We start from the raw sequence: 24877 nt of genomic DNA on the forward strand, positions 1-24877 counted from the left end.
GCATGCCGCCCGCGCACCACGCGGCACTCCCCGTAAGGGGATTGCCCACCGGGCCCGTGTCTCCCGTGACGCATGTTGTACGGAGACCAGTGCCAGGGGCACGATCGCGTCCGCGAGGTCACGTGTGCGGGCGACGCTGGAAGGACACCGTGTGAGCCGGATCTCGGTCCGGGGATTTGCCGTGGCTTCTGCCACTGCGGTCACCACCGTCGGCGCTGTGGTGGGTGTTGCCTCGGGCGACCCCCAGACCTCGACCGACAATTTCGAGGCGACCGCAGCGGACATGACGCTCCTCGCAGACATCCCCGCGGGTCAGCAGGCCCAGGTGCAGACCGCGTCGCTGACTCAGCAGGCGGACGCCCAGGCCGCCGCCGCCGACACCACGGCCCGGAAGTCCGCCGAGGAGTCGGCCCGTGTCCAGGCCGCGCAGGACGCCAAGGACAAGAAGCAGGCCGCCGACGACAAGGTCGAGGCGGAGAAGAAGGCAGCCGCCGAAAAGAAGAAGAAGGAGGACGCCGAGCGCGCGAGCCGCGACGCGACGCGTTCCACCTCCGCTTCCGGCTCCTTCCCGCAGCAGGGCTCCTACACGGTCGCCGAAGTCCAGTCGATCGCCCGGTCCATCGTCCCGGCGGACCAGTTCCAGTGCTTCAGCAACATCGTGAACCACGAGTCCACCTGGAACTACAAGGCGCAGAACCCGTCTTCGGGCGCGTACGGCCTGGTCCAGGCGCTCCCCGGGTCCAAGATGTCGTCGGCGGGCGCCGACTGGCAGACCAACCCGGCCACCCAGATCAAGTGGGGCCTGAACTACATGAACGAGCGCTACGACAGCCCCTGTGGCGCGTGGTCGTTCTGGCAGGCCAACAACTGGTACTAGCGGTACCGGACGAGTGACACCCGGCTCCTCGCCGGTGCTCGTCCCGCTCAACCCCGGGAAGCCCCCCGCCGTCCTACGGTGGGGGGCTTCTCCCCTGTACGGTCGTAGCGAGCAGGCTCCGGGGAGTGGGCGTGGAGAGCAAGACAGGGGGAAGTGGAAGCTTCATGTCAAGACTGCCAGAGTGGCTCGGTCAGGTGGGCGGGGAACTGACCCGCCTCGGCGAACGCCTCGACCAGCGCCGGGCGGAGGCCGAGGCCGAGCCCGGCATCGGCGCCGGGACCGCAGCCGACGCGGGGACCGCGACAGGGGCCGTAGCCGATGCGCGGGCCGCGGCCGGGTCCGTACGGGACGATGTTCCGCCGCCTCCCGCGCACGCGCCCGCCGCCGTCACGGCCGCCGCTCCGGAGCCCGCTCCCGCGCCGCCGGCCGTTCCCGTCGTGCCCGCCGCGGAGCGCCACCCCGCCACCGCCATCCCCTGGGGCATGCGCGTCGCGGGCGAGGCGGCCTGGCGGCTGCTGGTGCTGGGCGGGCTGCTCTGGGTGCTGATGCATGTCATCAGCTCCCTGCAACTCGTCGTGATGGCCTTCGTCGTCGCGTTGCTGATCACCGCGCTGCTCCAGCCGACCGTCGCCTGGCTCAGGCGGTACGGAGTGCCCCGCGGGCTGGCCACCGCGCTCACCGCGATCTCCGGATTCGTGCTGATGGGCCTGGTCGGCTGGTTCGTGGTGTGGCAGGTCATGGAGAACATCGACGATCTCTCCAACCGGGTCACGGACGGCATCAACGAACTGAAGCGCTGGCTGCTCGACAGCCCCTTCCATGTGACGGAAGACCAGATCAACGGCATCGCGAAGACCCTGAGCGATGCGGTCGGCTCCAACACCGAGGCGATCACCTCCGCCGGCCTCCAGGGCGTCGCCGTGATCGTCGAGCTGCTGACCGGCGTGTTCCTCGCCGTCTTCTCGACGCTCTTCCTGCTGTACGACGGCCGCAAGATCTGGAACTGGTCGCTCAAGCTCGTCCCCGCCGCGGCCCGGGAGGGGGTCGCCGGCGCCGGACCGCGCGCCTGGAACACCCTCACCGCGTATGTGCGCGGCACGGTCCTGGTGGCGCTGATCGACGCGATCTTCATCGGGCTGGGGATCTACTTCCTCAACGTCCCGCTCGCCGTGCCGCTCGCCGTCATCATCTTCCTGGGCGCGTTCATCCCGCTGGTCGGCGCGGTCATCTCGGGCGCGCTGGCCGTGGTGGTGGCGCTGGTCACGCAGGACGTCTTCACCGCGCTGATGGTGCTGCTCGTCGTGCTCGGGGTACAGCAGATCGAAGGCCATGTGCTGCAGCCCTTCATCCTGGGCCGGGCCGTACGGGTGCACGCGCTGGCCGTCGTCCTCGCCGTCGCCGTCGGCGGTCTGGTGGCGGGCATCGGCGGGGCGGTGGTGGCGGTGCCGCTGGTGGCCGTCACCAACACGGTCGTCGGCTACCTCCGCGCGTACAGCCAGGAGCAGGAGCTGCGGAACATGCCCCCGCCGCACGGCTCGACGGCCTACAGCATCGCGCCGACCTCCGCTCCGACGCCCGCTCCGGCCGGCGCGGTGACCGGGGCCGTGGCCGGGACCCCGGAGCCCTCCGGCGAGCCGTCCCGGCCCGCTCGGTCCACCCCGCCGCCGCCCTCGGCCACCCCCGCCGTGGCGGAAGGGGGAGACGGCCAGGGATGATCTCCGAGCCGGAGTTAACGGGCGAGGACGACGACGCCGGACAGGGAGCCCCCGGGCACACGGCCCTCGGCGCGCCCGGCCCGTACGGTACGGAGAGCGGCCGGGCCCCCGCCGGTCCGGCCGCCGAGGCAGAGACACTGACCGGTGGGGGCCCGCCCACCGGTACGCCGCCCCGCCACCGGCCGCCCTGGCTGTGGGCGTTCGGCGGTGCGCTGGCCGCCTCCGCGCTCTGGGCGGGCGGCCTCTTCGCGTACCGGCTGACCGGACCCGACCTGCGGGGGTACGAGGTGACGCGCGACCTCTGCGAGGCCGCCGAGCTGGCCGCGCTCACCACCACCATCGGCCCGAAGCAGCGGCCGACAGCCGGCACGGACCGGCACCCCGCGGTCGACCGGGCCGTATGCCGGGTCGAACTCGGGGAGACGGAGCCGGTCGAGGGCGGGGACGGGCGGGACCGGCCCGGGGCCAGGGCCGAGGCCGTGATCCGGTACACACTGCACAAGGAGACCGACCCGGGGCCCGAGTTCGAGGCCGAGTCGGCGGCGCCCGACTTCGACGGCACCGGGCCCGCGACCACGAAGCGCATCCCGGACCTCGGCGACCAGGCGTTCCTGGTGAGGACCGCGTACAACGGGGACGCGGAGCTGCGGGTCCTGGACGGGGCCGCCGCGTTCGAGATCGAGGTCTACGGGATGACGTACTCCTCGGTCGATCCCACGACCGGTCAGTTCATGGACATGGAGCCGCTCGACCTCGCCGCGCTGGAACCCGGTCTGATCGAGGACATGCGGGCCCTGATGGCCGCGCTCAAGAAGTGAGAGCCGTGCCGCGCCCGACCTGTACGGTCCGGCGCGGCACGGCTCCACCCTGCCCGGTCGGGCGACCGGTCACGCGGTGACGGTCTCCGCGGTGACGGTCTCCGCGAGGACGGCCTCGGCGTCGAGCGTCGTACCGACCGCCTGGATCACCGCGGCGATCTTGAAGGCTTCCTGGACCGTCTCACGGTCCACGCCCGCCGTGCGCAGCACCTGCTCGTGCGAGTCGAGGCACTGGCCGCAGCCGTTGATGGCGGAGACGGCGAGCGACCACAGCTCGAAGTCGACCTTCTCCACGCCCGGCTTGCCGATCACGTTCATCCGCAGCCCGGCGCGGAGCGTCCCGTACTCCGGGTCCGACAGCAGGTGCCGGGTTCGGTAGAAGACGTTGTTCATCGCCATGATCGCGGCGGCCGACTTGGCGGCCGTGTACGCCTCGGCGCTCAGGTTTTCCCTGGCCTCCGGCTCCAGTTCGCGCAGCACCCGCGCGGAGCGCGAGGCGATCGCGCACGCCAGCACCGTGCCCCAGAGCCGCTGCGACGGCAGTTCGCTGTTGCCGATGACCGAACCGAGGTTCAGCTTCAGGTCCTTGGCGTAGTCCGGCAGCGCCGACTTCAGCTCATCGAGTGACATCGCGGCTCACTCGCCCGACAGGAGCTTGACGGGGTCGAGGGTGTTCTCGCCCTTGTTCCAGTTGCACGGGCACAGCTCGTCGGTCTGGAGCGCGTCCAGCACCCGCAGGACCTCCTTGGGGTTACGGCCCACGGAACCGGCGGTCACCATCGTGAACTGGATCTCGTTGTTCGGGTCGACGATGAAGACCGCGCGCTGCGCGAAGCCGTCCTCGCCCTCGATGCCCAGCGCGCGCATCAGCTCGTGCTTGGAGTCCGCGAGCATCGGGAAGGGCAGGTCGGTCAGGTCCGGGTGGTCCTTGCGCCAGGCGTGGTGCACGAACTCGGAGTCGCCGGAGAAGCCGAGGATCTGGGCGTCGCGGTCGGCGAACTCGTCGTTCAGCCGGCCGAAGGCCGCGATCTCCGTCGGGCACACGAAGGTGAAGTCCTTGGGCCACGCGAAGACGACGCGCCACTTGCCTTCGTACGTCTTGTTGTCGATCGTCGCGAACTCCTTGCCGCTCTCCAGCGAGACGCAGGCGGTCAGTTCGTACGAGGGGAACTTGTCACCAACAGTGAGCACGCGCTCTCCTTGCGAGGGAGGAAAGTACCTTTTGGGGCTTTCCAAGGGGGGTTGGGCGTTCACTGATGGTTGCACATACAGTATTGATCACAGAAATAGCCAGACTCGGTCGTCGTGATCGGAGGTACCTATCAGTGGCCGTCGTACCGGCCCCCCAGCGGGGCAGACAGCCCAGCCTGGCCCAGTTGCGCGCCTTCACGGCCGTCGCCGAACACCTTCACTTCCGCGACGCCGCCGCCGCGATCGGCATGAGCCAGCCAGCGCTCTCCGGCGCCGTCTCGGCGCTGGAGGAGGTGCTCGGCGTCCAGCTCGTCGAGCGTACGACCCGTAAGGTGCTGCTCTCCCCGGCGGGTGAACGGCTCGCGGAACGTGCCGCGGCCGTGCTGCGGGCGGTGGGCGCGCTGCTGGACGAGGCGGAGGCCGTACGGGCCCCCTTCACCGGGATACTGCGGCTCGGGGTGATCCCCACCGTGGCGCCGTACCTGCTGCCCGCCGTGCTCCGGCTGGCGCAGGAGCGCTACCCGGAGCTGGACCTCCAGGTGCACGAGGAGCAGACCGCGTCCCTGCTGGACGGGCTGGCCGCGGGCCGGCTGGACCTGCTGCTGCTCGCCGTGCCGCTCGGCCAGCCCGCCGTCACCGAACTGCCCCTCTTCGACGAGGACTTCGTGCTCGTCACGCAGGACGGCCACCCGCTGGCGGGCCGCCGTGACCTGCCCCGCGACGCGCTGCGCGAGCTGCCGCTCCTGCTCCTCGACGAGGGCCACTGCCTGCGCGACCAGGCCCTCGACATCTGCCGGGAGGCGGGGCGCACCGACGGCATCCCCGCGACGACCACCGCGGCGGGCCTCTCCACCCTGGTCCAACTCGTCGCGGGCGGCCTGGGGGTGACCCTCCTGCCCCGTACGGCCGTCCGCGTCGAGACCGACCGCGGCGGCCGGCTGGCCACGGCCCGCTTCGAGGCGCCGGCCCCGTCCCGCCGTATCGCCCTGGCCATGCGCACCGGCGCGGCCCGCGGCGAGGAGTTCGCGGCGTTCGCCCAGGCGCTCCGGGAGGCGCTGGGGGACCTTCCGGTACGGGTGGCGGCGCCCCGGTCCGCGCCCGTGCCCCGGGCCGTGCCCAGGCCGCGCGCGCCCCGGCCCGGGGCGGACGCCGTCACTCGTCGCGCGGGGCCTCCGGCCGGGTGAGCCGCCACAGCGCCGGCAGGGTGGCCGCCGTCACCAGGAGGACGGTTCCCGCGCCCGCCCCGGCGAAGGGCAGCGGCGCCCACCAGTCGGTGTACGGCTTGCCGAGCAGCCTCAGCATGAGGAGGCCCAGGGCCAGCCCGCCCGCCGCCGCCAGCACGGTGCCGATCACCACCGGGACGGCCGTCTGCCAGAGCACCGACCGGGCGAGCGTGGACCGGCGGGTGCCGAAGGCGGTCAGGACCGACAGCAGGTGTCTGCGCTCGCGCAGTTGCTCGATCTGGGCGACCAGCATGCTCAGGGCGATCACCGCCAGTGTGGCCGTACCGGCGACGAGCAGGCCCGTCCGGGCGCTGTCGAACGCCTTCTCGCGCTCGACCACCGTGGCGCCCGACACCCGGAGCGACAGGTCCACCCGGGCGGCGGCGTCCCTGACCCGCTCCTCGGCGGCGGGGCTCCGGTCGGTCATCCGGAGGATCGCGGTGGTCCACCCGCCGGTCAGCAGCGCCGGGCGGACCGCCGCAGGGGTGGCGAGGATGCCGATGTCCGGGGCGCCGTGCGGGCCGGGCAGGGCCCGGACCGTACGGGCCGACGCGGGCAGGGTCCACAGCAGCGGCTTCGCACCGTCCTCCCCGGACCGGGGGTCGAGATCGACCGGCCTGCCGGGGCGGGCGGTCTCGTCGACCCAGTCGTTCTGCTCCCCGTTCCCGGGGATGTGCGTGACGAAGGTGTCCCCGTCGCGGCAGGACGGCAGCGCCGCCAGCTCGCGCAGGGCGGCGCAGGAGGCGACCGTCAGGCTGGTGGTCGGCCGGATCGCGCCCTCCGTCAGGGGGCCCGGCCTGACCACGTACGTCTCGGTCGTGGCGAGGACCGTCCCGACCCCGGGCAGGGGCCCGAGGCGGCCGGTCAGCCGGGCGGCCAGCGCCGGATCGCCGTACGCCGCCTCGACCCGCAGCTGCGCACCGGCCGCGTCCTTGCGGAGGGTGCGGAAGTCCTGCTGGACGCCCGCGAACAGCATCTGCAGGGCGATGGCGCCCGCGACCGCGACGGTGATCCCGCTCACCGCGCGCGTCGCCGCGCCGCCGCTGAACTGGAGCGCGCGCACGGCGAGCTGCCAGGAGACGGGGCCGCCGCGGAGCCGGGCCACCGCGGCCTCCACCAGCCAGGGCAGCAGTGTGGTCAGTCCGACGAGCAGCAGGGCGGCCCCGGCCGCGATCGGCCAGGGACCGACGTACGGGCCACCGCCCCAGGGCAGCCGCGCTCCATCGCCGACGGTGCGGAGCCTGATCAGCAGGGCGAGACCGGCGGCGAGGCAGAGCAGCCGCCACCCGAGCCGCCGCCCGCGGGGCGCGCCGTCCCGTACGACACCCAGCGGTTCGATGGTGACCGCGCGCAGCGCGACGAGCGTCACGGCGACGGCCAGCGCCGGTACGGCCACCACGATCAGCGCGGCGACCGCCGGCTCGGGCACGAGATCGGCGGGGAAGGCGCTGAGGTTCCACACCTGGATCCCGCCCGCGAGCGGCCGCAGCGCGAGGAAGAGCGCGCCGCCGGCCAGCAGCCCGAGGACCGCGCCGCACAGGGCCTCCCCGGCGGCGATCCACCGCGTGGCCCGGATGTCCGCGCCCACCAGCCGCAGCGCGGCGAGCCTGCGGTCCCGGCGCTCGCCGCCGAAGCGCACGGCGGTGGCGATGAAGACGGTCACCGGCACCAGCAGGACGACACAGATCAGGGTGACCAGCGCCACCAGCACCGGGTCCAGCCACTCCGTGGGGGAGTCATGGCCGTAACCGGCGGTCCGGTTGCCGCCCCTGGCCGGGGTGAGGGTGTCGCTGCCCGCGTAGAAGGCGAGTTCGGCCGGGTCGCTCAGGCCGCGGTCGCCGATGGTCCCGACGACCCGGTGGCCGAGCCGCTCCTTCAGCCGTGCCCCGCCGGGCGAGCCGAGGAGTTCCCGCAGGGCGGGGGAGACCACCATCTCGCCGGGGCCCGGCAGTTCGGCGACGCCGGGCGGTCGCGGCGGGCGGTCCCCGTCAGGGCGGAGCAGTTCGCCGCGGACGGTGTCGCCCGCGTACTCGGTGGAGACGCCGAGGCGGACGAGGGTCGTGTCCGAGCGCGGGACCGGGTCGGCGGCCGGGGCGTCGGCGGTGGTGCGCGCCGCCTCGCGCTCCGCCCGCGCGCCGATCACCTGCGGCACGGACGCGGCGAAGAGGAGCAGGGCGACCCCGAGGCCGACGCCGAGCGCGGTGAGGACCGTACGGGTCCACCCCTCGCGGCCGCCCGCCGTGGCGAACCGTACGCCCAGCGCGAGGTCGCGCGCCCGCCGGGCGAGGCGGCCGGGCGGGCGCACGGGCACGGCGGACGGGGCGCCCGGGGGCGCGGCGGGGGCGGCGGTCCCGGCGGGGGCGGAGGGCTTCACCGGGCCGGTGCCTTCCTGGGACGGGGCCTTCACCGGGCCGGGACCAGGCCGTTGCCCGCCGCCTGTTCGCCGTGTTCCGGGTCATGTTCCGGGTCCCGTGCCCGGCCGTCGCGTACGACGACCTCGCGGTCCGAGTACGCCGCCACCCGCGGCTCGTGCGTGACCAGGACGACGGCCGCGCCGGTGGACCGCGCCGTCTCGCTCAGCAGCTCCATCACCCGCTCGCCGTTGAGGGAGTCCAGGGCGCCGGTCGGCTCGTCCGCGAAGATCACCCGGGGCGAGGTGACCAGGGAGCGGGCGACCGCGACGCGCTGGCCCTGCCCGCCGGAGACCTCGCCGGGCCGCTTCGCCGCCAGGTCCGCGACCTCCAGCCGCTCCAGCCACTCCAGCGCGGCGCGCTCCGCGGCCTTCCGCCGGGCACCGGCCAGCCGCAGCGGCAGCGCCACGTTCTCCACGCAGGTCAGCTCCGGCACGAGCCGGCCGAACTGGAACACGAAGCCGAACTCGGTACGGCGCAGGGCGGAGCGCTCGGCGTCCGGCAGCGCGGTCAGGTCCCGGCCCCGGTAGGTGAGTGTGCCCGCGTCGGGCCGGACGATCCCGGCGAGGCAGTGCAGCAGGGTCGACTTGCCGGAGCCCGACGGGCCCAGGACGGCGACGACCTCCCCGGCGCGCAGCGAGAACGCCGCGCCGTCGAGGGCGCGGGTGGAGCCGTACGCCTTGTGCAGGCCGCGGGCGAGGAGCAGGGGGCCCGCGGGGGCGGGCGTCACGGGCGGACCTCCGTGGCGAGCCGGTCCAGCCGTGCCGTGACCAGTTCGAGCCAGCGCAGATCGGCTTCGAGGTGGAAGAGCGCGTGGTCGCAGATGAGCTGGTCGGCGAAGTCGCCGTCGCGCTTGCGGGCGGTCAGGTCGCGCATCGTCCGCAGATGCTCGGCGCGCTGGGTGTCGAGCAGGCTCTCGGCGCTCCGTCCGGTGAGCAGCGCGATGACGACCTTCGTGTAGAGGGTCGACTGGAGGTACGGCTGCGGGCTCTCCGGCTGGGCGAGCCACGCCTCGACATCGGTGACGCCGGCGTCGGTGATCGCGTACCGCTTGCGCTCGGGGCCGCCCCCGCTCTCGACGCCGTCGACGGCGACAAGGCCGTTCTTCAGCAGCCGGGACATGGTCGAGTAGACCTGTCCGTAGTGGAGGGGGCGGTCCTGGCCGAACTGGTCGTCGAAGGCGCGCTTCAGGTCGTAACCGTGGCGCGGGCCCGACTCCAGGAGCCCGAGGAGCGTGTGACCGATGGACATGGACCGCACTCTACTTGCTGTGTATAGAGCGGTTCGCCGGGTACGGCGAACCGCTCATGGCGCGGTACGGCACGCTCCTCGGGGCCCCCAGGGGCTCGGCGTCTCTACTCGGGGTCTCCCGGCTCCTGCCGGGCCTTGGGCGGCCGGCCCCGGCGCGGGATGGGGGCCGCGTTGCCCGGGAGCCGGCCCGCGTCGCCCAGGGCGCGGCGGAGCAGGAACTCGATCTGCGCGTTGGCGCTGCGCAGTTCGTCGGAGGCCCAGCGCGCGAGCGCGTCGTACACCGTCGGGTCCAGCCGGAGCAGCACCTGCTTCCGCTCCGCCCGGCCGCCGCCCGGCCGCAGGCCCGGCGCGTGGCCGGGTGCGGGGCCCGGCGGACGGCCCTGCTCGGATCCCTGCCCGGGTCCCGGTCCGGGGCCCTGCCCGGGTCCCTGCTCGGCCCCGGTCACTGGTAGAGCGTGCCCGTGTTCACGACCGGCTGCGCGGCGCGGTCCCCGCAGAGCACGACCAGGAGATTGCTCACCATCGCCGCCTTGCGCTCCGGGTCCAGCTCGACGATGTCCTGTTCGGTGAGCCGGTTCAGGGCCGCCTCGACCATGCCGACCGCACCGTCCACGATCAGCCGCCGGGCCGCGACGACGGCGCCCGCCTGCTGGCGCTGGAGCATCGCCGAGGCGATCTCGGGCGCGTACGCGAGATGCGTGAAGCGGGACTCGATGATCTGGACACCGGCCGCCTCCACCCGGGCGTGCAGTTCGACGGCGAGCTTCTCGGTGATCTCCTCGGCGTTGCCGCGCAGCGAGAGCCCGGCCTCCTCGTGGGCGTCGTACGGGTACTCGATGGCGATGTGGCGTACGGCCGCCTCGGTCTGGGTGGAGACGAACTCCAGGAAGTTGTCCACCTCGAAGGTGGCCCGCGCGGTGTCCTCGACCTTCCAGACCACGACCGCCGCCAGCTCGATCGGGTTGCCGTACGCGTCGTTGACCTTGAGGACGGCCGTCTCGTGGTTCCGTACCCGCGTCGAGATCTCGGTGCGCGAGGTCAGCGGGTTCACCCAGCGCAGTCCGTCCGTACGGATCGTGCCGCGGTAGCGCCCGAAGAGCTGGACGACCCGGGCCTCGCCCGGCGCGACCATGTTCAGCCCGCTCATCGCGAAGAACGCGGCGATCGCGACCAGCACGCCGAGGACGATCAGCAGCGCCTTCGCCCCGCCGGAGCCGACCGCGGCGCCCACGACGACGAGGGCCGCGCCGGCGACGACGCCGAGCAGTCCGAGGAGGAGCGCGAGCCCGCCGCCGATGCTGTGCGCCGCGAACTCCCGTACCTGTGGCTCGGGAATCTCCGGTGCGCCGTCGACGGCGGCCGCGGTGTCCCGCGCGCCGGTTGTGCCGGTACTTGTGCTGGTGGAGGCCATATTCGTTCCCCGTTTCCGATCCGTCCCGCCGAGCGGCGGTAGCTATCAATGTGATTACACATTATCTGATGTGGCAACCCTTTGGCACTCCGGAGAGTCGGTTCCATTGGGGTAGGTGCTGATTGTCACGCCCCAAAAGACCTGATCGGTTGGCCTTTGTCACAGGTGCCGGTGTTAGCTTTCGGACCGACCCGACGGGCGACCTGACACGAGAGCGGAGCGACACGGCGATGGGCCGAGCGGACGAGAGACGAGCCCGGCGGCAGGACGCGCGACGGACGGGCCGGAAGGGCGGCATACGCCGGCTCTTCACGGTGAAGAAGCTCCTCGGCACCTTCTTCGTCCTCTGCCTGCTCGGCATGGGCGGGCTGTTCGTGCTCTATCTGGTGGTCCCGGTGCCGAACGCCAACGCGCAGGCCGAGATGCAGAGCAACGTCTACAAGTACAGCGACGGCACGATCCTCGCCCGTACGGGGCAGGTCAACCGCGAGATCGTCGGCCTGGACAAGATCCCCAAGCAGGTCCAGCACACCTTCGTCGCCGCCGAGAACAAGTCCTTCTACCAGGACAACGGCATCGACCTGAAGGGCACGGCCCGCGGCGTCGTCAACACGCTCCGCGGCAAGGGCAAGCAGGGCGGCTCGACCATCACCCAGCAGTACGTCAAGAACTACTACCTCAACCAGGACCAGACGATCACCCGCAAGCTCAAGGAACTGGTGATCTCCCTGAAGGTGGACCGGCAGAAGGAGAAGGACGAGATCCTCGCCGGCTACATCAACACCAGTTACTACGGGCGCGACGCGTACGGCATCCAGGCCGCGGCCCAGGCGTACTACGGCGTCGACGCGTCGAAGCTGAACGTGGCGCAGGGCGCGTACCTCGCCGCGCTGCTCCAGGCCCCCAGCCAGTACAACTGGTCCGAGGCCACCGAGAAGGGCAAGCGGCTCGTCACCCAGCGGTGGAACTACGTACTCGACAACATGGTCGAGCAGCGCTGGCTGGACGCCTCCGAGCGCGCCGGACTGAAGTTCCCCGTACCGCGGGAGCCCAAGGCGGCCCCGGGCATGGAGGGGCAGACCGGGTATCTCGTCGAGGCGGCGCAGGACGAACTGGCGCGCCAGGGCGTCGACAAGGCGGAGATCGCCCAGGGCGGCTGGACGATCACCCTCAACATCGACAGGAAGCGGCAGCAGTCCCTCGTCAAGGCGGTCGACCGGGAGCTGGAGTCCAAGATCGACCGCAAGAAGAACACCACGGACGCGACGGTCCAGGCCGGCGCGACCTCCGTCGACCCGAAGACCGGGCACGTGGTGGCGCTCTACGGCGGCGTGGGCGCCACCGAGCACTGGATATCCAACGCCACCCGCTCCGACTACCAGCCGGCCTCGACGTTCAAGCCGATCGTGTTCGCCTCCGCGCTGGAGAACGGCTCGGAGACCCAGGACGGCCGGAAGATCGACACGGCCACCCGGTACGACGGCACCAGCAAGCGGCCGGTCGTGGGCAGCGACACCCCGTTCGCCCCGGAGAACGAGGACGACCGGAGCTACGGGGACATCAGCGTCCAGACGGCGATGGACAAGTCCGTCAACTCGGTCTTCGCGCAGATGGTCGTGGACGTCGGGCCCGCCGCCGTCAAGCAGACCGCGCTGTCGATGGGCATGCGGGACAAGGGCTTCCCGGAACGGCCCGCGATCACCCTCGGCACGATGAACGCCTCCACCTGGGACATGGCCGGGGTGTACGCGACCCTCGACAACCACGGCAAGAAGATCACGCCGTCGATCGTGAAGTCGGCCGAGCACAAGGACCGTACGGCCGAGATCGCCGACCCGGTCGGCACCCAGGTCGTCGCCCGCGAGACGGCCGACACCGTCACCCATGTCCTCCAGGACGTGGTCGACAACGGTTCGGGACGCGAGGCCGACACCACGGACTACGACGCGGCGGGCAAGACCGGCACCTCCGAGAACAACAAGTCCGCGTGGTTCGCCGGATACACGCCCCAGCTCACCACGGTCGTGGCGCTCTTCGGCGAGTCCACCAAGGACGGCGGCGGCCAGGTCACCCTCACCGGCACCGCCAACTCGGGCCGGGCCAACGGCGGCGGCTTCCCCGCCAGGATCTGGGCGGACTACACGCGCGGCGCGCTGAACGGCGGCTCCGACGCGCAGTTCGACCTGGACGTCACGGAGCCCGTCAAGCCGACGCCGACGGTCGAGCCGACCACCCCGACGCCGACTCCCACACCGAGCACGGAGCCCTCGGAGTCCGAGACCACCTCGCCGGATCCCGAGCCGTCCGACACGACGAGCGAGCCGGGGACCCCGGACCCGCCCACCACCTCACCGATCATCCCGGAGCCCAGCGACGACGTGACCCCCACCGACGGGGGCGAGCCGAGCAGCGGCTTCCCGGGTGACGGTCCGACCACTTCGAGACGTCCGCTGCTGGGGCAGTAGCGGCTGTCCGCGGGCGAGGGGCGGACACCAGGAGGTGTCCGCCCCTCGCCCGTGCTCCCGCGTACGGTCAGCCGCCGTTCACCTTCTTGGCGATCCGGTCGCCGATCTTCTTGTCGATGTTCCGCCAGTACTGCACCGCCCGGTCCACCACCGGCCGCGACACCCCCTGCGCGAGATGTCCGCTGACGTTCCCCACCAGCCGGTCGCGCTGCGCGTCGTCGAACACCTGGCGCACCATCGTGCCGGGCTGGCCCCAGTCGTCGTCCTCGGCGTGGAGCTTGTACGCCTCGCGCACCATCTCGCCCGCCGAGGCCCACCCGGCCGGGTCGCCGTACCGGGTCACGTCGGCCGCCGGGCCGCCGTACGAGTTCGGCGCGTACGGCATGGCCGCGCTGGACGGCTCGTACCGCATCGGACCGTCCTTGGCGTACGAGTGCACCGGCGCGTGCGCCCGGTTGGGCGGCAGCTGGCTGTAGTTGGGGCCGATCCGGTAGCGGTGCGTGTCCGGGTACGAGAAGAGCCGCCCGAGGAGCATCTTGTCCGGGGACGGGCCGATGCCGGGCACCAGGTTGGACGGCTCGAACGCGGCCTGCTCGATGTGGACGAAGAAGTTGTCCGGGTTCCGGTCGAGGGTCATCCGGCCGACGTCGATCAGCGGGTAGTCGCCGTGCGGCCACACCTTCGTCAGGTCGAACGGGTTGAAGCGGTAGTCGGCCGCGTCCTCGAACGGCATGATCTGGACCTTGAGGCTCCAGGTCGGCGCGTTTCCCGACGCGATCGACTCGTGCAGGTCCCTGCGGTGGTGGTCGCCGTCCGAGCCGGCCATCGCGTCCGCCTCGGCCTGCGGGAGGTAGTCGATGCCCTGGTCGGTCTTGAAGTGGTACTTCACCCAGAACCGCTCGCCCGCCCCGTTCACCCACATATAGGTGTGCGAGCTGTAGCCGTTCATGTGCCGGAACGACTTCGGGATGCCCCGGTCGCCCATCAGCCAGGTCACCTGGTGCGCGGACTCGGGGGAGAGCGTCCAGAAGTCCCACTGCATGTCGTTGCTGCGCAGCCCGGTCGCCGGGTGGCGCTTCTGCGAGCGGATGAAGTCCTGGAACTTGATCGGGTCGCGTACGAAGAAGACCGGCGTGTTGTTGCCGACCATGTCGTAATTGCCGTGCTCGGTATAGAACTTCAGCGCGAAACCGCGCGGGTCGCGCCAGGTGTCGGGCGATCCCAGCTCACCGGCGACGGTGGAGAAGCGGGCCAGCATCTCCGTACGCCGGCCGGGCTGGAAGAGGTCGGCCTTGGTGAACTGGCTGACATCGTTCGTCACTTCGAAGAAGCCGTACGCGCCGGCGCCCTTGGCGTGCACCACCCGCTCGGGGACCCGTTCGCGGTTGAACTGGGCCATCTTCTCGATGAGGTAGTGGTCCTGGAGCAGGATGGGACCGTCGGGACTGATGGTGAGCGAGTGCTCGTCGCTCTCCACCGGAATGCCGGCGTTGTTGGTCGTGTACGGCGTCCTGGGGGATGAGGCGGCCACGAGATGTCCTCCCGTCGGGGGTCGGGGAGCCGAGGCCCGGGGAAGTCCGGAAAGACCCCGATGTCCCGGGCCGGGGCAGCGGTCACTACGGGCCGCGTGCCCCAGCTAAACCCGCCGACACATGGTCGGCAACATTTACGCGGCCGGACCGCCGCCCGCTCCGGCTCGGCCCGGCCCGCGCCTCACGCCCTCGTGGGGATCTCGAACCAGACGACCTTCCCGGTCGAGAGCCGGGTGGCCCCCCACCGCCGGGCCAGCCGGTTGACCAGGAAGAGTCCCCGGCCGCCCTCGTCCGTGTCCCGCGCCCGCCGCTGCCGCGGAAGCTGCGGCGAATCGTCGCCCACCTCGCAGCGCAGTACGTCCGTACGGAGCAGCCGCAGCGTCACCGGCCGCTCCGCGTACCGCACCGCGTTCGTCACGACCTCGCTGATCAGCAGCTCGACCGCGTCGCTCAGGTCCTCCAGGTCCCAGCGGGAGAGCGCCCGCCGGGCCAGCCGCCTGGCCCGCCCCGGAGCGGCATCCTCCGGTTCCAGGAACCAGTACGCCACGTCGCTCGGCGCGATCCCGTCGAAGCGGGCGGCGAGCAGCGCGATGTCGTCGTCGCGGTCGCCCGGGCCGAGGACGTCGAGGACGTCGTCGCAGAGCGCCTCCAGCGGTGGCGAGTGATCGGGCCCGGTAAGCTGCGCGGTGGCCGCCAGCCGCTCCCGGAGCTGCTCGATGCCGGTCCACACGTCCCGCAGCCGCGACTCGACCAGACCGTCCGTGTAGAGCAGCAGCGTCGCCCCGGCCGGCGCGTCCAGCTCCACGGCCTCGAAGTCCACACCGCCGACCCCGATCGGGGCCCCGGGCGGCACCCGGAGCACCTCGGCCCGGCCGCCGAGGTGGAGGAGTATGGGCGGCGGATGACCGGCGTTGGCGATCGTGATGCGGTGCGCGACCGGGTCGTACACCGCGTAGAGGCAGGTGGCCATCCGGTCCGTGCCGAGCCGCTGCGCCTGCTCGTCGAGGTGGTGCAGCACCTCCTGCGGCGGCAGATCGAGACCGGCCAGGGTCTGCGCCGTCGTCCGCAGCTGGCCCATGATCGCCGCGGAGGTCATGGAGTGGCCCATGACATCGCCCACGACCAGGGCTACCCGGCTGCCGGGCAGCGGGATCGCGTCGTACCAGTCGCCGCCGACCCGGGCGGTCTCGGCGGCCGGCAGATAGCGCGAGGCCAGCCGCACGCCCGTGGGCTGGGGCAGGTTCTCCGGCAGCATCGTGCGCTGGAGCTCGTCCGCGATGTACGCCTCGCGGCCGTACAGCACCGCCTTGTCGATGCCCAGCGCGGTGTGCGTGGCGAGCTGCGCCGCGACCAGCAGATCGTTGGGCTCGAAGGCCGCGCGGTCGGGGCGGCGCAGGAAGACGGCCGCGCCGATGACCCGGCGCCGGCCGCGCAGGGGCGCGAGGATCGCGCGGTGCCCGGTCGGTACGGTCCGGTCGGCGCCGAGCAGTTCGGGCAGCGCGGCGCGGGCCGCCGCCGAGTCGCCGAAGACCGGCCGCACCCCGCGCAGCACCTCGGAGAGCGCACCGCCGGAGAAGACCTCGCACAGCTCGGCGGCGGGCATCGCGTCGGAGTGCGGGTCGAGGAGCGGCAGCCGCGCGCCCTCGCCGAGCTGCGGCACAGGACCGATGCTCACCGGGTTCTCCGGATCCTCGTCGGTCAGCCGCAGCCGGTCCGTCCGGCGCAGCCGCAGCACGAACGGCGACACGGGACGCTCGTCGCCGACGGGCAGCGGATCGCGCAGATAGACGAGTATGGCGTCCGAGAACGTGGGTACGGTCGCCCGGCACAGGCCCAGCACGATCTCGTCCAGGTCTATGCCGCGGGCGATCCGCCGGGTGGCGGCCCCCACGAAGCGCAGCCGGTCGCCCTCGCGTCTGGCCGCCCCGGCGGGATCCGGCGCCGGCCCCGCGGGCTGCGGCACGGCGGTGGCGGACTCCTGCCGCGGGCGCGTGCGTTCCTGCTGCCGGGCAACCAGGGGCTGCCGGCCTTCGTGGGAGGGGGGATGCTCCGTCACGCGTGGGATTCCGTCCGTCCGGGCCGGGGGTGCGGTGCGCTCTCTTCGTCCGGCTCACAGCCCTGGCGCACGGCTCCACTCCCCTCGTAGCGAGTCACTGTCGTTGTGACGTGCGGTCGTAGCGGTCAACAGTGTTGCGTGTGTTGCGTGTCGCGTGGTGACTGGTGGTCAGGCCAGTTGCCGGTCAACCCCGTTGACCGGAGCGGTCGGCCGCGACCGGTTGTGTTGTTCTTCCGGAGGACGATCCTACGTTTGCACCCTGGGGGCACATCAAGGATCTCATGAGGAAGTATGCGCCGGGGCGGATACCCCGACCCGAATCCTTCACCCCCTCGCTCACCTCACCAGCCATCTCATCAGCCGCCTCGTCCGCTCCCGGTGTGCTGTCCTGGTGAAATGTTCGAAGGGGGCGGAGCGCCCCCTCGGCGGACCACGGCCCTGCCTAGGTGGCGAGCCGGGCCGGGGTGCGGTCCCAGCCCTCCGGGAGTGTGGGCACCGGCCAGCGGGGGTCGGGGCGCCAGTGTTCCCAGCCGTCGCGGAACGGGGCACCCCACGCGTCGATGAGTTCGACCGCCGCGCGCCCGGCCGCCTCGACCCGGCGGGCCTGCGCCGGCGGCATCAGGCCGTCGCGCTGGGCCTGGGCGAACTCGTCCTCGTCGCGCCACCGCCAGCTCCGGTCCGGGTAGACGTCGATGTCGAGGAAATGGTCCTCGGAGTCGACGCCCCCGGCCCAGCGGGCGCGGGGCTCCTCCAGGTTCACGTACCAGTTCTGGAAGCGCCAGCCGCGCTCCCACCACAGCCAGACCGACCACGGTTCGCCGGGCCGCGCGAGCTTCAGCACCCCCATCCCGTACCACCGGTCGCGCACCACCGTCCGCGGCACGGTGTAACGGGTCGCCAGCGGCTCGCGGTGCACCGGGGCGCCGTCGGCGCGGGCCGGCCGGACACACGGGGTGTCCGGCGCCAGCCACACCGCGAGCAGTTCGTCGGTGTCCCGCACCACCGTGACGGGGCGGCAGATGTGGACGCGGTCCCCGGCGTTCTCCCGGTACCGCCACAGGATCTGGGTGCCTGCCGCCCAGTGTTCGTTCGCCGCCGTCTCCTTCATGCGGGGATCTTAGGCCGTGTACGCCGCCCGTGCCGGGGCGCTGCGGGCAGTACCACGTGGAGACCGCACGGATTTACGGGTGCGTCATGCGCAGGACATCCAGGGCCTCGTCGAGCTGCTCCACCGTCAGCTCCCCGCGCTCCACGTACCCGAGCGCCAGGACCGTCTCGCGGATCGTCGCGTGGTCCGCCAGGGACTTCTTGGCGACCTTCGCGGCGGCCTCGTACCCGAGGTACTTGTTCAGCGGGGTGACGACGGACGGCGAGGACTCGGCGTACGCGCGGGCCCGCTCGGTGTCGGCGGTGATCCCGTCGACCGTACGATCCGCCAGCAGCCGCGAGACGTTCGTGAGCAGCCGTACCGACTCCAGGAGGTTCTTCGCGATCACCGGGAGCATCACGTTCAGCTCGAAGTTCCCGGCGGCGCCGGCCGCGGCGATCGTCGCGTCCGCGCCGGTGACCTGCGCGGCGACCATCAGGACGGCCTCCGGGATCACCGGGTTGACCTTGCCGGGCATGATCGAGGACCCGGGCTGGAGGTCGGGCAGGGCGATCTCGGCGAGGCCGGTGCGGGGGCCCGACGCCATCCAGCGCAGATCGTTGGAGATCTTGGTCAGCGACACGGCGAGCGTACGGAGCTGGCCGGACGTCTCCACGAGCCCGTCCCGCGCGCCCTGCGCCTCGAAGTGGTTGCGGGCCTCCGTGAGCGGCAGCCCGGTCGCGCGCGCGACCTCGGCGATCACGGCGGCGGAGAAGCCCGGCGGGGTGTTGATCCCGGTGCCCACCGCCGTACCGCCCAGCGGCAGCTCGGCGAGGCGCGGCAGCGAGGCGTTCAGCCGCTCCACCGCGTACCGGATCTGCGCCGCGTAACCGCCGAACTCCTGGCCGAGGGTGACGGGCGTGGCGTCCATGAGGTGCGTACGGCCCGCCTTCACGACGTCCGCGAACTCGGCCTCCTTGCGCTCCAGGGAGGCGGCGAGATGCTCCAGCGCGGGGATCAGACCGCCGGTGACGGCGGCGGTCGCGGCGATGTGGATGCTGGACGGGAAGACGTCGTTGGAGCTCTGCGAGGCGTTGACGTGGTCGTTGGGGTGGACGTCCCGGCCCAGCCGCTCGGTGGCGAGCGTGGCCAGCACCTCATTCGTGTTCATGTTCGAGGAGGTACCGGAGCCCGTCTGGAAGACGTCGACCGGGAACTGGTCGTCCCAGCGGCCCGCCACGACCTCGGCGGCGGCCTCCTGGATGGCGTCCGCGACATCCTGGCCGATCACCCCGAGCCCGGCGTTCACCTTGGCGGCGGCGGCCTTGATCCGGGCCAGCGCCTCGATGTGGGTACGCTCCAGCCGCTGCCCCGAGATGGGGAAGTTCTCGACCGCGCGCTGCGTCTGCGCGCGCCACTTGGCGTGCGCGGGGACCCGTACCTCACCCATCGAGTCGTGCTCGGTCCGGTACTGGTTCTCGTCGGTCGTCATCGTCGTCGTACCTCCTGTGAGGGTGAGCGTCCGGCCGATCCGATGTGTTCCCGCGCGACCCGTCCCCGCACATGACCGTGCCCTCCCGGAGTCCGGCTCCGGGAGGGCACGGCGGACGGTGGTGCGGCGGGACTCAGCCGAGACCGGGCCCGCGGACCGGGATGCTGGTGAAGGTGGGCGCCGGGGCGGGCTCCGTGAAGAAGTCGTTGCCCTTGTCGTCCACGACGACGAACGCCGGGAAGTCCTCCACCTCGATCCGCCAGACGGCCTCCATGCCCAGCTCCTCGTACTCGACGACCTCGACCTTCTTGATGCAGTCCTGGGCGAGCCGGGCCGCCGGGCCGCCGATCGAGCCGAGGTAGAAGCCGCCGTGCGCGTCGCACGCGTCGGTGACCTGCTTCGAGCGGTTGCCCTTGGCGAGCATGACCTTCGAGCCGCCCGCCGCCTGGAACTGCGCGACGTAGCTGTCCATCCGGCCGGCCGTGGTCGGGCCGAAGGAGCCGGAGGCGTACCCCTCGGGGGTCTTCGCCGGGCCCGCGTAGTAGACCGGGTGGTCCTTCAGGTACTGCGGCATCTCCTCGCCCGCGTCCAGCCGCTCCTTGATCTTGGCGTGCGCGATGTCGCGGGCGACCACCAGCGGGCCGGTGAGCGAGAGCCGGGTCTTGACCGGGTACTTCGTCAGCTCGGCGAGGATCTCGTCCATCGGGCGGCGCAGGTCGATCCGTACGACGTCGCCGCCCGCGTTCTCGCCCTCGCCCAGGTGCTCGTCCGTGGTGTCCGGCAGGAAGCGGGCCGGGTCCTTCTCCAGCTCCTCCAGGAAGACACCCTCGGCGGTGATCTTCGCGACGGCCTGGCGGTCGGCCGAGCAGGAGACGGCGATCGCGACCGGCAGCGAGGCGCCGTGCCGCGGCAGCCGCACCACCCGCACGTCGTGGCAGAAGTACTTGCCGCCGAACTGCGCGCCGATCCCGATCCGCTGCGTCAGCTCGAAGACCTTCTCCTCCAGCTCCTTGTCACGGAAGCCGTGGCCCGTGGGGGAGCCCTCGGCGGGCAGCTCGTCCAGGTAGTGCGCGGAGGCGTACTTCGCGGTCTTGAGGGCGAACTCCGCCGACGTGCCGCCGACGACGATCGCGAGGTGGTACGGCGGGCACGCGGCCGTGCCCAGCGAACGGATCTTCTCCTCCAGGAACTTCATCATGGAGGTCTCGTTCAGCACCGCCTTCGTCTCCTGGTACAGGAACGACTTGTTCGCGGAGCCGCCGCCCTTCGCCATGAAAAGGAACTTGTACGCGCCGCCGTCGGTCGCGTACAGCTCGATCTGCGCGGGCAGGTTCGAGCCGGTGTTCTTCTCCTCCCACATGGTGAGCGGGGCCATCTGCGAATAGCGCAGATTCAGCTTCGTGTACGCGTCGTAGATTCCGTGCGAAAGGGCTTCCTCGTCGCCGCCCTCCGTCAGCACCTGCTGTCCGCGCTTGCCCATGACGATCGCCGTGCCGGTGTCCTGGCACATGGGGAGAACGCCGGCCGCCGCGATATTCGCGTTCTTCAGGAGATCGAGCGCCACGAACTTGTCGTTCGAGGACGCCTCGGGGTCGTCCACGATCCGGCGGAGCTGCGCGAGATGGGCCGGGCGCAGGTAGTGCGAGATGTCGTGCATCGCCTCGGCGGCGAGCGTGCGCAGCGCCTCGGGGGTGACCTTGAGGAACGTACGCCCGTCGGCCTCGAAGGTGGAGACACCGTCGGCGGTCACCAGGCGGTAGGGCGTGGTGTCCTCCCCCAGCGGAAGCAGATCGGAGTACGCAAATTCCGGCATTACGGCCATTCCTCACTCGACAGACGGCGGCGCGGCCCCCTTTGGCTGCGGCATCCTCCAGCGTAGGCCGCGCCGGCGGGACCGGACCTGTGAGGTAAGGCTCAGTAGGGGTGCCGGTGGGGAGGTCCCCCGGGTCCCGAGAGATCTCCCCGGGGATTCCCTTCAGGATGTCCGGCGTGGCATCGCGTCGGCCACTAGTCGCGATCTATCGCGTTTCGCTACGCTGGGGACGTGGACCTCGAAAAGCAGCCTCAGCAGCCTCAGCAGCCGGCCGAGCGGAAGCCCGTCGCGTCGGCGGAGCCCGCGCCCGCCGGTCTCCGTGCCTCCGACGCCGACCGGGACAGGACCGCTGACATCCTCAGGGAGGCGCTCGCGGAGGGCCGCCTGGACGCCGAGGAGCACGCCGAGCGGATCGACTCCGTCTACCGGGCGAAGACCGTCGGCGAACTGGAGCCTTTGGTACGGGACTTGCCCGCCCCCGGCACTGATGCCCGCATCACGGGGCAGACGCGCGGCGCGGCGGGCGGATATCCGTACGGTCCCGTGGATCCGTCGGCCCCGGCCGAGAACATGATCGCGGTCTTCAGCAGTTCGACGCGGAAGGGGCGTTGGCGTATCGGCGCCAAGGTCAACGCGTTCGCGCTCTTCGGCAATGTCGAGATCGATCTGACGGAGGCACTCTTCGGCCAGCGGGTCACCGTGATCAACGCGACCGCCATTTTCGGCAATGTGGAGATCACGGTCCCGGAGAACATCACGCTGCGCGGCAACGGCCACGGTGTCCTCGGCAATTTCGAGATCCGTACGCTGGAAGCCTCCGACCAGGACGCGCCGACGGTCGTGGTGAACGGCTACTCGGTGTTCGGCAATGTCGAGGCCAAGCCGAAGCGCGGCAAGTGGATCGCGAACCTCGTCAACGACGTCCTCCGCAAGCACCTCGGCCACTAAGGTCCGATGCGGACGACGGGCCCTGGTGACCTCGGGCATCTCGCGCATCTCGCGCACCTCGTGCGCCCTCGTGCGCTGATTTCCGGCCACATACGGGCCGGTTGGGCCGAGGTGTCCGGAATTCCGCACGGCGTTCCGAACTCCGGAACTGGGTGCCACTCAGTGCATAGGCGCGCGCACAGCGGGTAGGGAAAGCTGCATCGTCTCTCGCTCGCGAAGCCGTCGTCAGGAGTAGACCGTGCTGCAACTGCCGCATCAGCCCCTCCAGGTGGCCGCCCTTCCGACCCAGCGGAGTCCCGCTCGGGAGGACCAGGCCGGACCCTGGCATTCGGAGGCTGTATGCCGTCGGGACGAAGCCGGATTGTTCTTCGCCCCCTCCAAGGAGCCGACAGCCGCCAGGCTGGCGCGGGAGGAGGCCGCGAAGCGGGTCTGTGCCCGGTGTCCGGTGATGCTCGAATGCCAGGAACACGCGCTGCTCCAGCCCGAGCCCTACGGAGTGTGGGGCGGACTGACGGCGGCCGAGCGCCGGGTGGTGCTGGCGCGCCGCAGGCGGCGCGAGGTGGAGCTGAGGAAGGCGGCGGCGGGCGACCGGATCGCGGCGGCGGGCTGACGCGACGCTCGACGGGGACGTGAACGGAGGGAGGGGGCGCCCCACCGCACGGGGCGCCCCCTCCGCCGGGTTCCGGCCCGCACGCGCCGGACCCTCGGGCGGACTTACTCGGCCGGGCGGACTTACTGGGCCGGGCGGTCCTACTTGGCGCGGTCGAAGTCGATCGTGCTGTAGGCGCGCAGCTTCGACAGCCGGTGGGTCGAGTCGATCTGCCGGATCGTTCCGGACTTGGAGCGCATCACCAGGGACTGGGTGGTCGCGGTCTCCGAGCGGTACCGCACGCCCCGGAGCAACTCGCCGTCGGTGATGCCGGTGGCCACGAAGAACACGTTCTCGCCGCTGACCAGGTCGTTGGTGGAGAGCACCCGGTCCAGGTCGTGCCCCGCGTCGACGGCGCGCTGCCGCTCCTGGTCGTCCTTCGGCCAGAGCTTGCCCTGGATGACACCGCCGAGGCACTTTATGGCGCACGCGGAGATGATGCCCTCGGGGGTGCCGCCGACGCCCATGAGTAGATCGACGCCGGTGCCCTCGCGAGCGGCCATGATCGAGCCGGCCACGTCGCCGTCCGAGATGAACTTGATCCGGGCGCCGGTCTCCCGGATCTCCTTGACGATGCCCTCGTGGCGGGGGCGGTCGAGAATGACGACCGTCACATCCTCGGGCGAGGAGCGCTTCGCCTTGGCGACCCGGCGGATGTTGACCGCCACGGGCGCGTCGATGTCGACGAAGTCGGCGGCCTCGGGCCCCGTGACCAGCTTGTCCATGTAGAAGACCGCGGACGGGTCGAACATCGTGCCGCGGTCGGCGGCGGCGAGCACGGCGATGGCGTTCGGCATCCCCTTGGCGTTCAGGGTGGTGCCGTCGATCGGGTCCACGGCGATGTCGACCTCGGCGCCGGTGCCGTCGCCGATCTCCTCGCCGTTGAACAGCATCGGGGCTTCGTCCTTCTCGCCCTCGCCGATGACGACGACACCGTTCATCGAGACGGTGGAGACGAGGGTGCGCATGGCGTTCACCGCCGCGCCGTCCGCGCCGTTCTTGTCGCCGCGCCCGACCCACCGGCCGGCCGCCATGGCGGCGGCCTCGGTGACCCTTACCAGCTCAAGGGCGAGGTTGCGGTCGGGGGCCTCGGGAGACACCTCAAGGGGGGACGGAAGATGATGTTCGGTCAACGGAGCGCACCTTTCTGTACGGCGACGACCGGAAAAGAGGGTGATACGACTCTATCCGCACATCGCCATATTGAGCAGAGGGGCCCACGTATGAGCGCGACCGGGTGATGCGACGATGGTCCCGTGGCAGGTATGCGAGGCAGACAGACGGTGCGGGACATGTTCCTGTCGATGGCGGTCATCGGGATCGTCGTCGCCGTGATCTACGTGTTCATCCCGCACGACGACACCCCGGCCCCGGTCAAGGTGGTCGACTACCGGGTCGAGCTGGTGACCGCGCGCCGCGCGGCGCCGTATCCGGTGCTCGCCCCGGCGGGGCTGGCGCAGACGTGGAAGGCGACATCGGTCTCGTACCAGCGGCAGAACGACAACGCCTGGCACCTCGGCTATCTGGACCCGGACGGCCAGTACGTCGCGGTCGAGCAGTCGACGGCGCCCGCGAAGAAGTTCGTGGCGGAGGTCAGCCACCAGGCCGAGGACACCGGCGAGACCCAGCAGGTGGCGGGGGAGGCCTGGCAGCGCTGGAAGGGGCCGAAGTACGACGCCCTGGCGCGCACCGAGGGTGACGCCACGACGGTCGTGACGGGCACCGCGTCCTACGAGCGGCTGGCGGAGATGGCCGAGGCGCTGGAGGCCGGCAAGGAGGTCGAGGCGGGGAGCGTGGCGGGGGCCGGAGCCGGAGCCGGAGCCGGAGCCGGGGCCGACGGCGGATCGGGCGCGCAGGGCTGACGCCGTGACGCGGGAACGTCCGTACGTTCCATGGGCGACAACGCGGCGCCGCGGCCCGTTCCGGGGACTCCGGAAC

General features: G+C 71.7%; 21 protein-coding genes. 8 read left to right on the forward strand and 13 right to left on the reverse strand.

Features of this window, described 5'->3' with window-relative positions; translation table 11 throughout:
• Positions 1-151 precede the first annotated feature (151 nt).
• From ACFTZC_RS17875 to ACFTZC_RS17885, 3 genes are all read left to right on the forward strand, one after another.
• Entirely contained in the window at positions 152-877 is a 726-nt protein-coding gene (locus tag ACFTZC_RS17875) for a transglycosylase SLT domain-containing protein (protein ID WP_382890650.1), read from the forward strand.
• 164 nt (positions 878-1041) lie between these two features.
• Complete coding sequence (locus ACFTZC_RS17880) at positions 1042-2592, forward strand: AI-2E family transporter (protein ID WP_382890652.1); 1551 nt, start codon at positions 1042-1044, stop codon at positions 2590-2592.
• Positions 2589-3410 carry a hypothetical protein gene (locus ACFTZC_RS17885; RefSeq protein WP_382890654.1) on the forward strand — a complete coding sequence of 274 codons (822 nt, stop codon included), beginning with the start codon at positions 2589-2591 and terminating at the stop codon, positions 3408-3410. The genes ACFTZC_RS17880 and ACFTZC_RS17885 overlap by 4 nt, the downstream gene beginning before the upstream one ends.
• A 69-nt stretch (positions 3411-3479) precedes the next feature.
• Here the strand turns inward: ACFTZC_RS17885 and ACFTZC_RS17890 are convergent, their stop codons facing one another.
• Positions 3480-4040 (reverse strand): alkyl hydroperoxide reductase, encoded by a 561-nt coding sequence (locus ACFTZC_RS17890; protein WP_382890655.1) that lies wholly within the window; start codon positions 4038-4040, stop codon positions 3480-3482.
• A gap of 6 nt (positions 4041-4046) precedes the next feature.
• Entirely contained in the window at positions 4047-4601 is a 555-nt protein-coding gene (locus ACFTZC_RS17895; protein WP_365808040.1) for a peroxiredoxin, read from the reverse strand.
• A 134-nt stretch (positions 4602-4735) separates the two neighbouring features.
• On the opposite strand from ACFTZC_RS17895, the gene ACFTZC_RS17900 reads away from it, so the two are divergent.
• Entirely contained in the window at positions 4736-5785 is a 1050-nt protein-coding gene (locus ACFTZC_RS17900; RefSeq protein WP_382890658.1) for a hydrogen peroxide-inducible genes activator, read from the forward strand.
• On the opposite strand, the gene ACFTZC_RS17905 is transcribed toward ACFTZC_RS17900, so the two are convergent.
• The 5 genes from ACFTZC_RS17905 to ACFTZC_RS17925 all read right to left on the reverse strand — a co-directional run bounded on the left by ACFTZC_RS17905 (position 5754) and on the right by ACFTZC_RS17925 (position 10897).
• Positions 5754-8198 carry an FtsX-like permease family protein gene (locus ACFTZC_RS17905; protein ID WP_382890660.1) on the reverse strand — a complete coding sequence of 815 codons (2445 nt, stop codon included), beginning with the start codon at positions 8196-8198 and terminating at the stop codon, positions 5754-5756. The genes ACFTZC_RS17900 and ACFTZC_RS17905 overlap by 32 nt on opposite strands.
• Positions 8199-8227: 29 nt before the next feature.
• The gene (locus ACFTZC_RS17910) at positions 8228-8965 is read right to left on the reverse strand and encodes an ABC transporter ATP-binding protein (RefSeq protein ID WP_382890662.1); all 738 of its coding nucleotides are present in this window, start codon (positions 8963-8965) and stop codon (positions 8228-8230) included.
• Entirely contained in the window at positions 8962-9486 is a 525-nt protein-coding gene (locus tag ACFTZC_RS17915; RefSeq protein ID WP_382890664.1) for a PadR family transcriptional regulator, read from the reverse strand. The genes ACFTZC_RS17910 and ACFTZC_RS17915 overlap by 4 nt, the downstream gene beginning before the upstream one ends.
• 104 nt (positions 9487-9590) lie before the next feature.
• A complete protein-coding gene (locus tag ACFTZC_RS17920; RefSeq protein WP_382890712.1) occupies positions 9591-9827 on the reverse strand; it encodes a hypothetical protein in 237 nt (78 codons plus the stop codon).
• 101 nt (positions 9828-9928) lie between these two features.
• Positions 9929-10897, reverse strand: a complete 969-nt coding sequence (locus tag ACFTZC_RS17925) for an SPFH domain-containing protein (RefSeq protein ID WP_382890665.1) — start codon at positions 10895-10897, stop codon at positions 9929-9931.
• Between the two features lie 230 nt (positions 10898-11127).
• On the opposite strand from ACFTZC_RS17925, the gene ACFTZC_RS17930 reads away from it, so the two are divergent.
• Positions 11128-13362 (forward strand): transglycosylase domain-containing protein, encoded by a 2235-nt coding sequence (locus ACFTZC_RS17930; protein WP_382890668.1) that lies wholly within the window; start codon positions 11128-11130, stop codon positions 13360-13362.
• A 67-nt stretch (positions 13363-13429) separates the two neighbouring features.
• On the opposite strand, the gene ACFTZC_RS17935 is transcribed toward ACFTZC_RS17930, so the two are convergent.
• The 5 genes from ACFTZC_RS17935 to ACFTZC_RS17955 form a co-directional block, all read right to left on the reverse strand.
• Complete coding sequence (locus ACFTZC_RS17935; RefSeq protein ID WP_382890670.1) at positions 13430-14893, reverse strand: catalase; 1464 nt, start codon at positions 14891-14893, stop codon at positions 13430-13432.
• A gap of 182 nt (positions 14894-15075) precedes the next feature.
• On the reverse strand, positions 15076-16950 hold the full coding sequence (locus tag ACFTZC_RS17940) for a SpoIIE family protein phosphatase (protein WP_382890672.1): 1875 nt from the start codon (positions 16948-16950) through the stop codon (positions 15076-15078).
• Between the two features lie 442 nt (positions 16951-17392).
• Complete coding sequence (locus ACFTZC_RS17945) at positions 17393-18058, reverse strand: DUF402 domain-containing protein (protein ID WP_382890674.1); 666 nt, start codon at positions 18056-18058, stop codon at positions 17393-17395.
• A gap of 73 nt (positions 18059-18131) precedes the next feature.
• On the reverse strand, positions 18132-19529 hold the full coding sequence (locus ACFTZC_RS17950) for a class II fumarate hydratase (RefSeq protein ID WP_382890676.1): 1398 nt from the start codon (positions 19527-19529) through the stop codon (positions 18132-18134).
• 133 nt (positions 19530-19662) lie between these two features.
• The gene (locus ACFTZC_RS17955) at positions 19663-21342 is read right to left on the reverse strand and encodes a fumarate hydratase (RefSeq protein ID WP_382890678.1); all 1680 of its coding nucleotides are present in this window, start codon (positions 21340-21342) and stop codon (positions 19663-19665) included.
• A 231-nt stretch (positions 21343-21573) separates the two neighbouring features.
• On the opposite strand from ACFTZC_RS17955, the gene ACFTZC_RS17960 reads away from it, so the two are divergent.
• Entirely contained in the window at positions 21574-22290 is a 717-nt protein-coding gene (locus tag ACFTZC_RS17960) for a DUF1707 domain-containing protein (protein ID WP_382890680.1), read from the forward strand.
• A 238-nt stretch (positions 22291-22528) separates the two neighbouring features.
• Complete coding sequence (locus ACFTZC_RS17965) at positions 22529-22900, forward strand: WhiB family transcriptional regulator (protein ID WP_365808065.1); 372 nt, start codon at positions 22529-22531, stop codon at positions 22898-22900.
• Positions 22901-23040: 140 nt separating this feature from the next.
• Here the strand turns inward: ACFTZC_RS17965 and glpX are convergent, their stop codons facing one another.
• Complete coding sequence (gene glpX, locus ACFTZC_RS17970) at positions 23041-24072, reverse strand: class II fructose-bisphosphatase (protein WP_382890683.1); 1032 nt, start codon at positions 24070-24072, stop codon at positions 23041-23043.
• Positions 24073-24195: 123 nt separating this feature from the next.
• Here glpX and ACFTZC_RS17975 point away from each other — a divergent pair, with 123 nt between their 5' ends.
• Positions 24196-24801: a DUF4245 domain-containing protein gene (locus tag ACFTZC_RS17975; protein ID WP_382890685.1), complete on the forward strand. Its 606-nt coding sequence runs from the start codon at positions 24196-24198 to the stop codon at positions 24799-24801.
• Positions 24802-24877: the final 76 nt, after the last annotated feature.

Source organism: Streptomyces sp. NPDC056987 (assembly GCF_042673865.1).
In the GTDB taxonomy this organism is placed as follows: domain Bacteria; phylum Actinomycetota; class Actinomycetes; order Streptomycetales; family Streptomycetaceae; genus Streptomyces.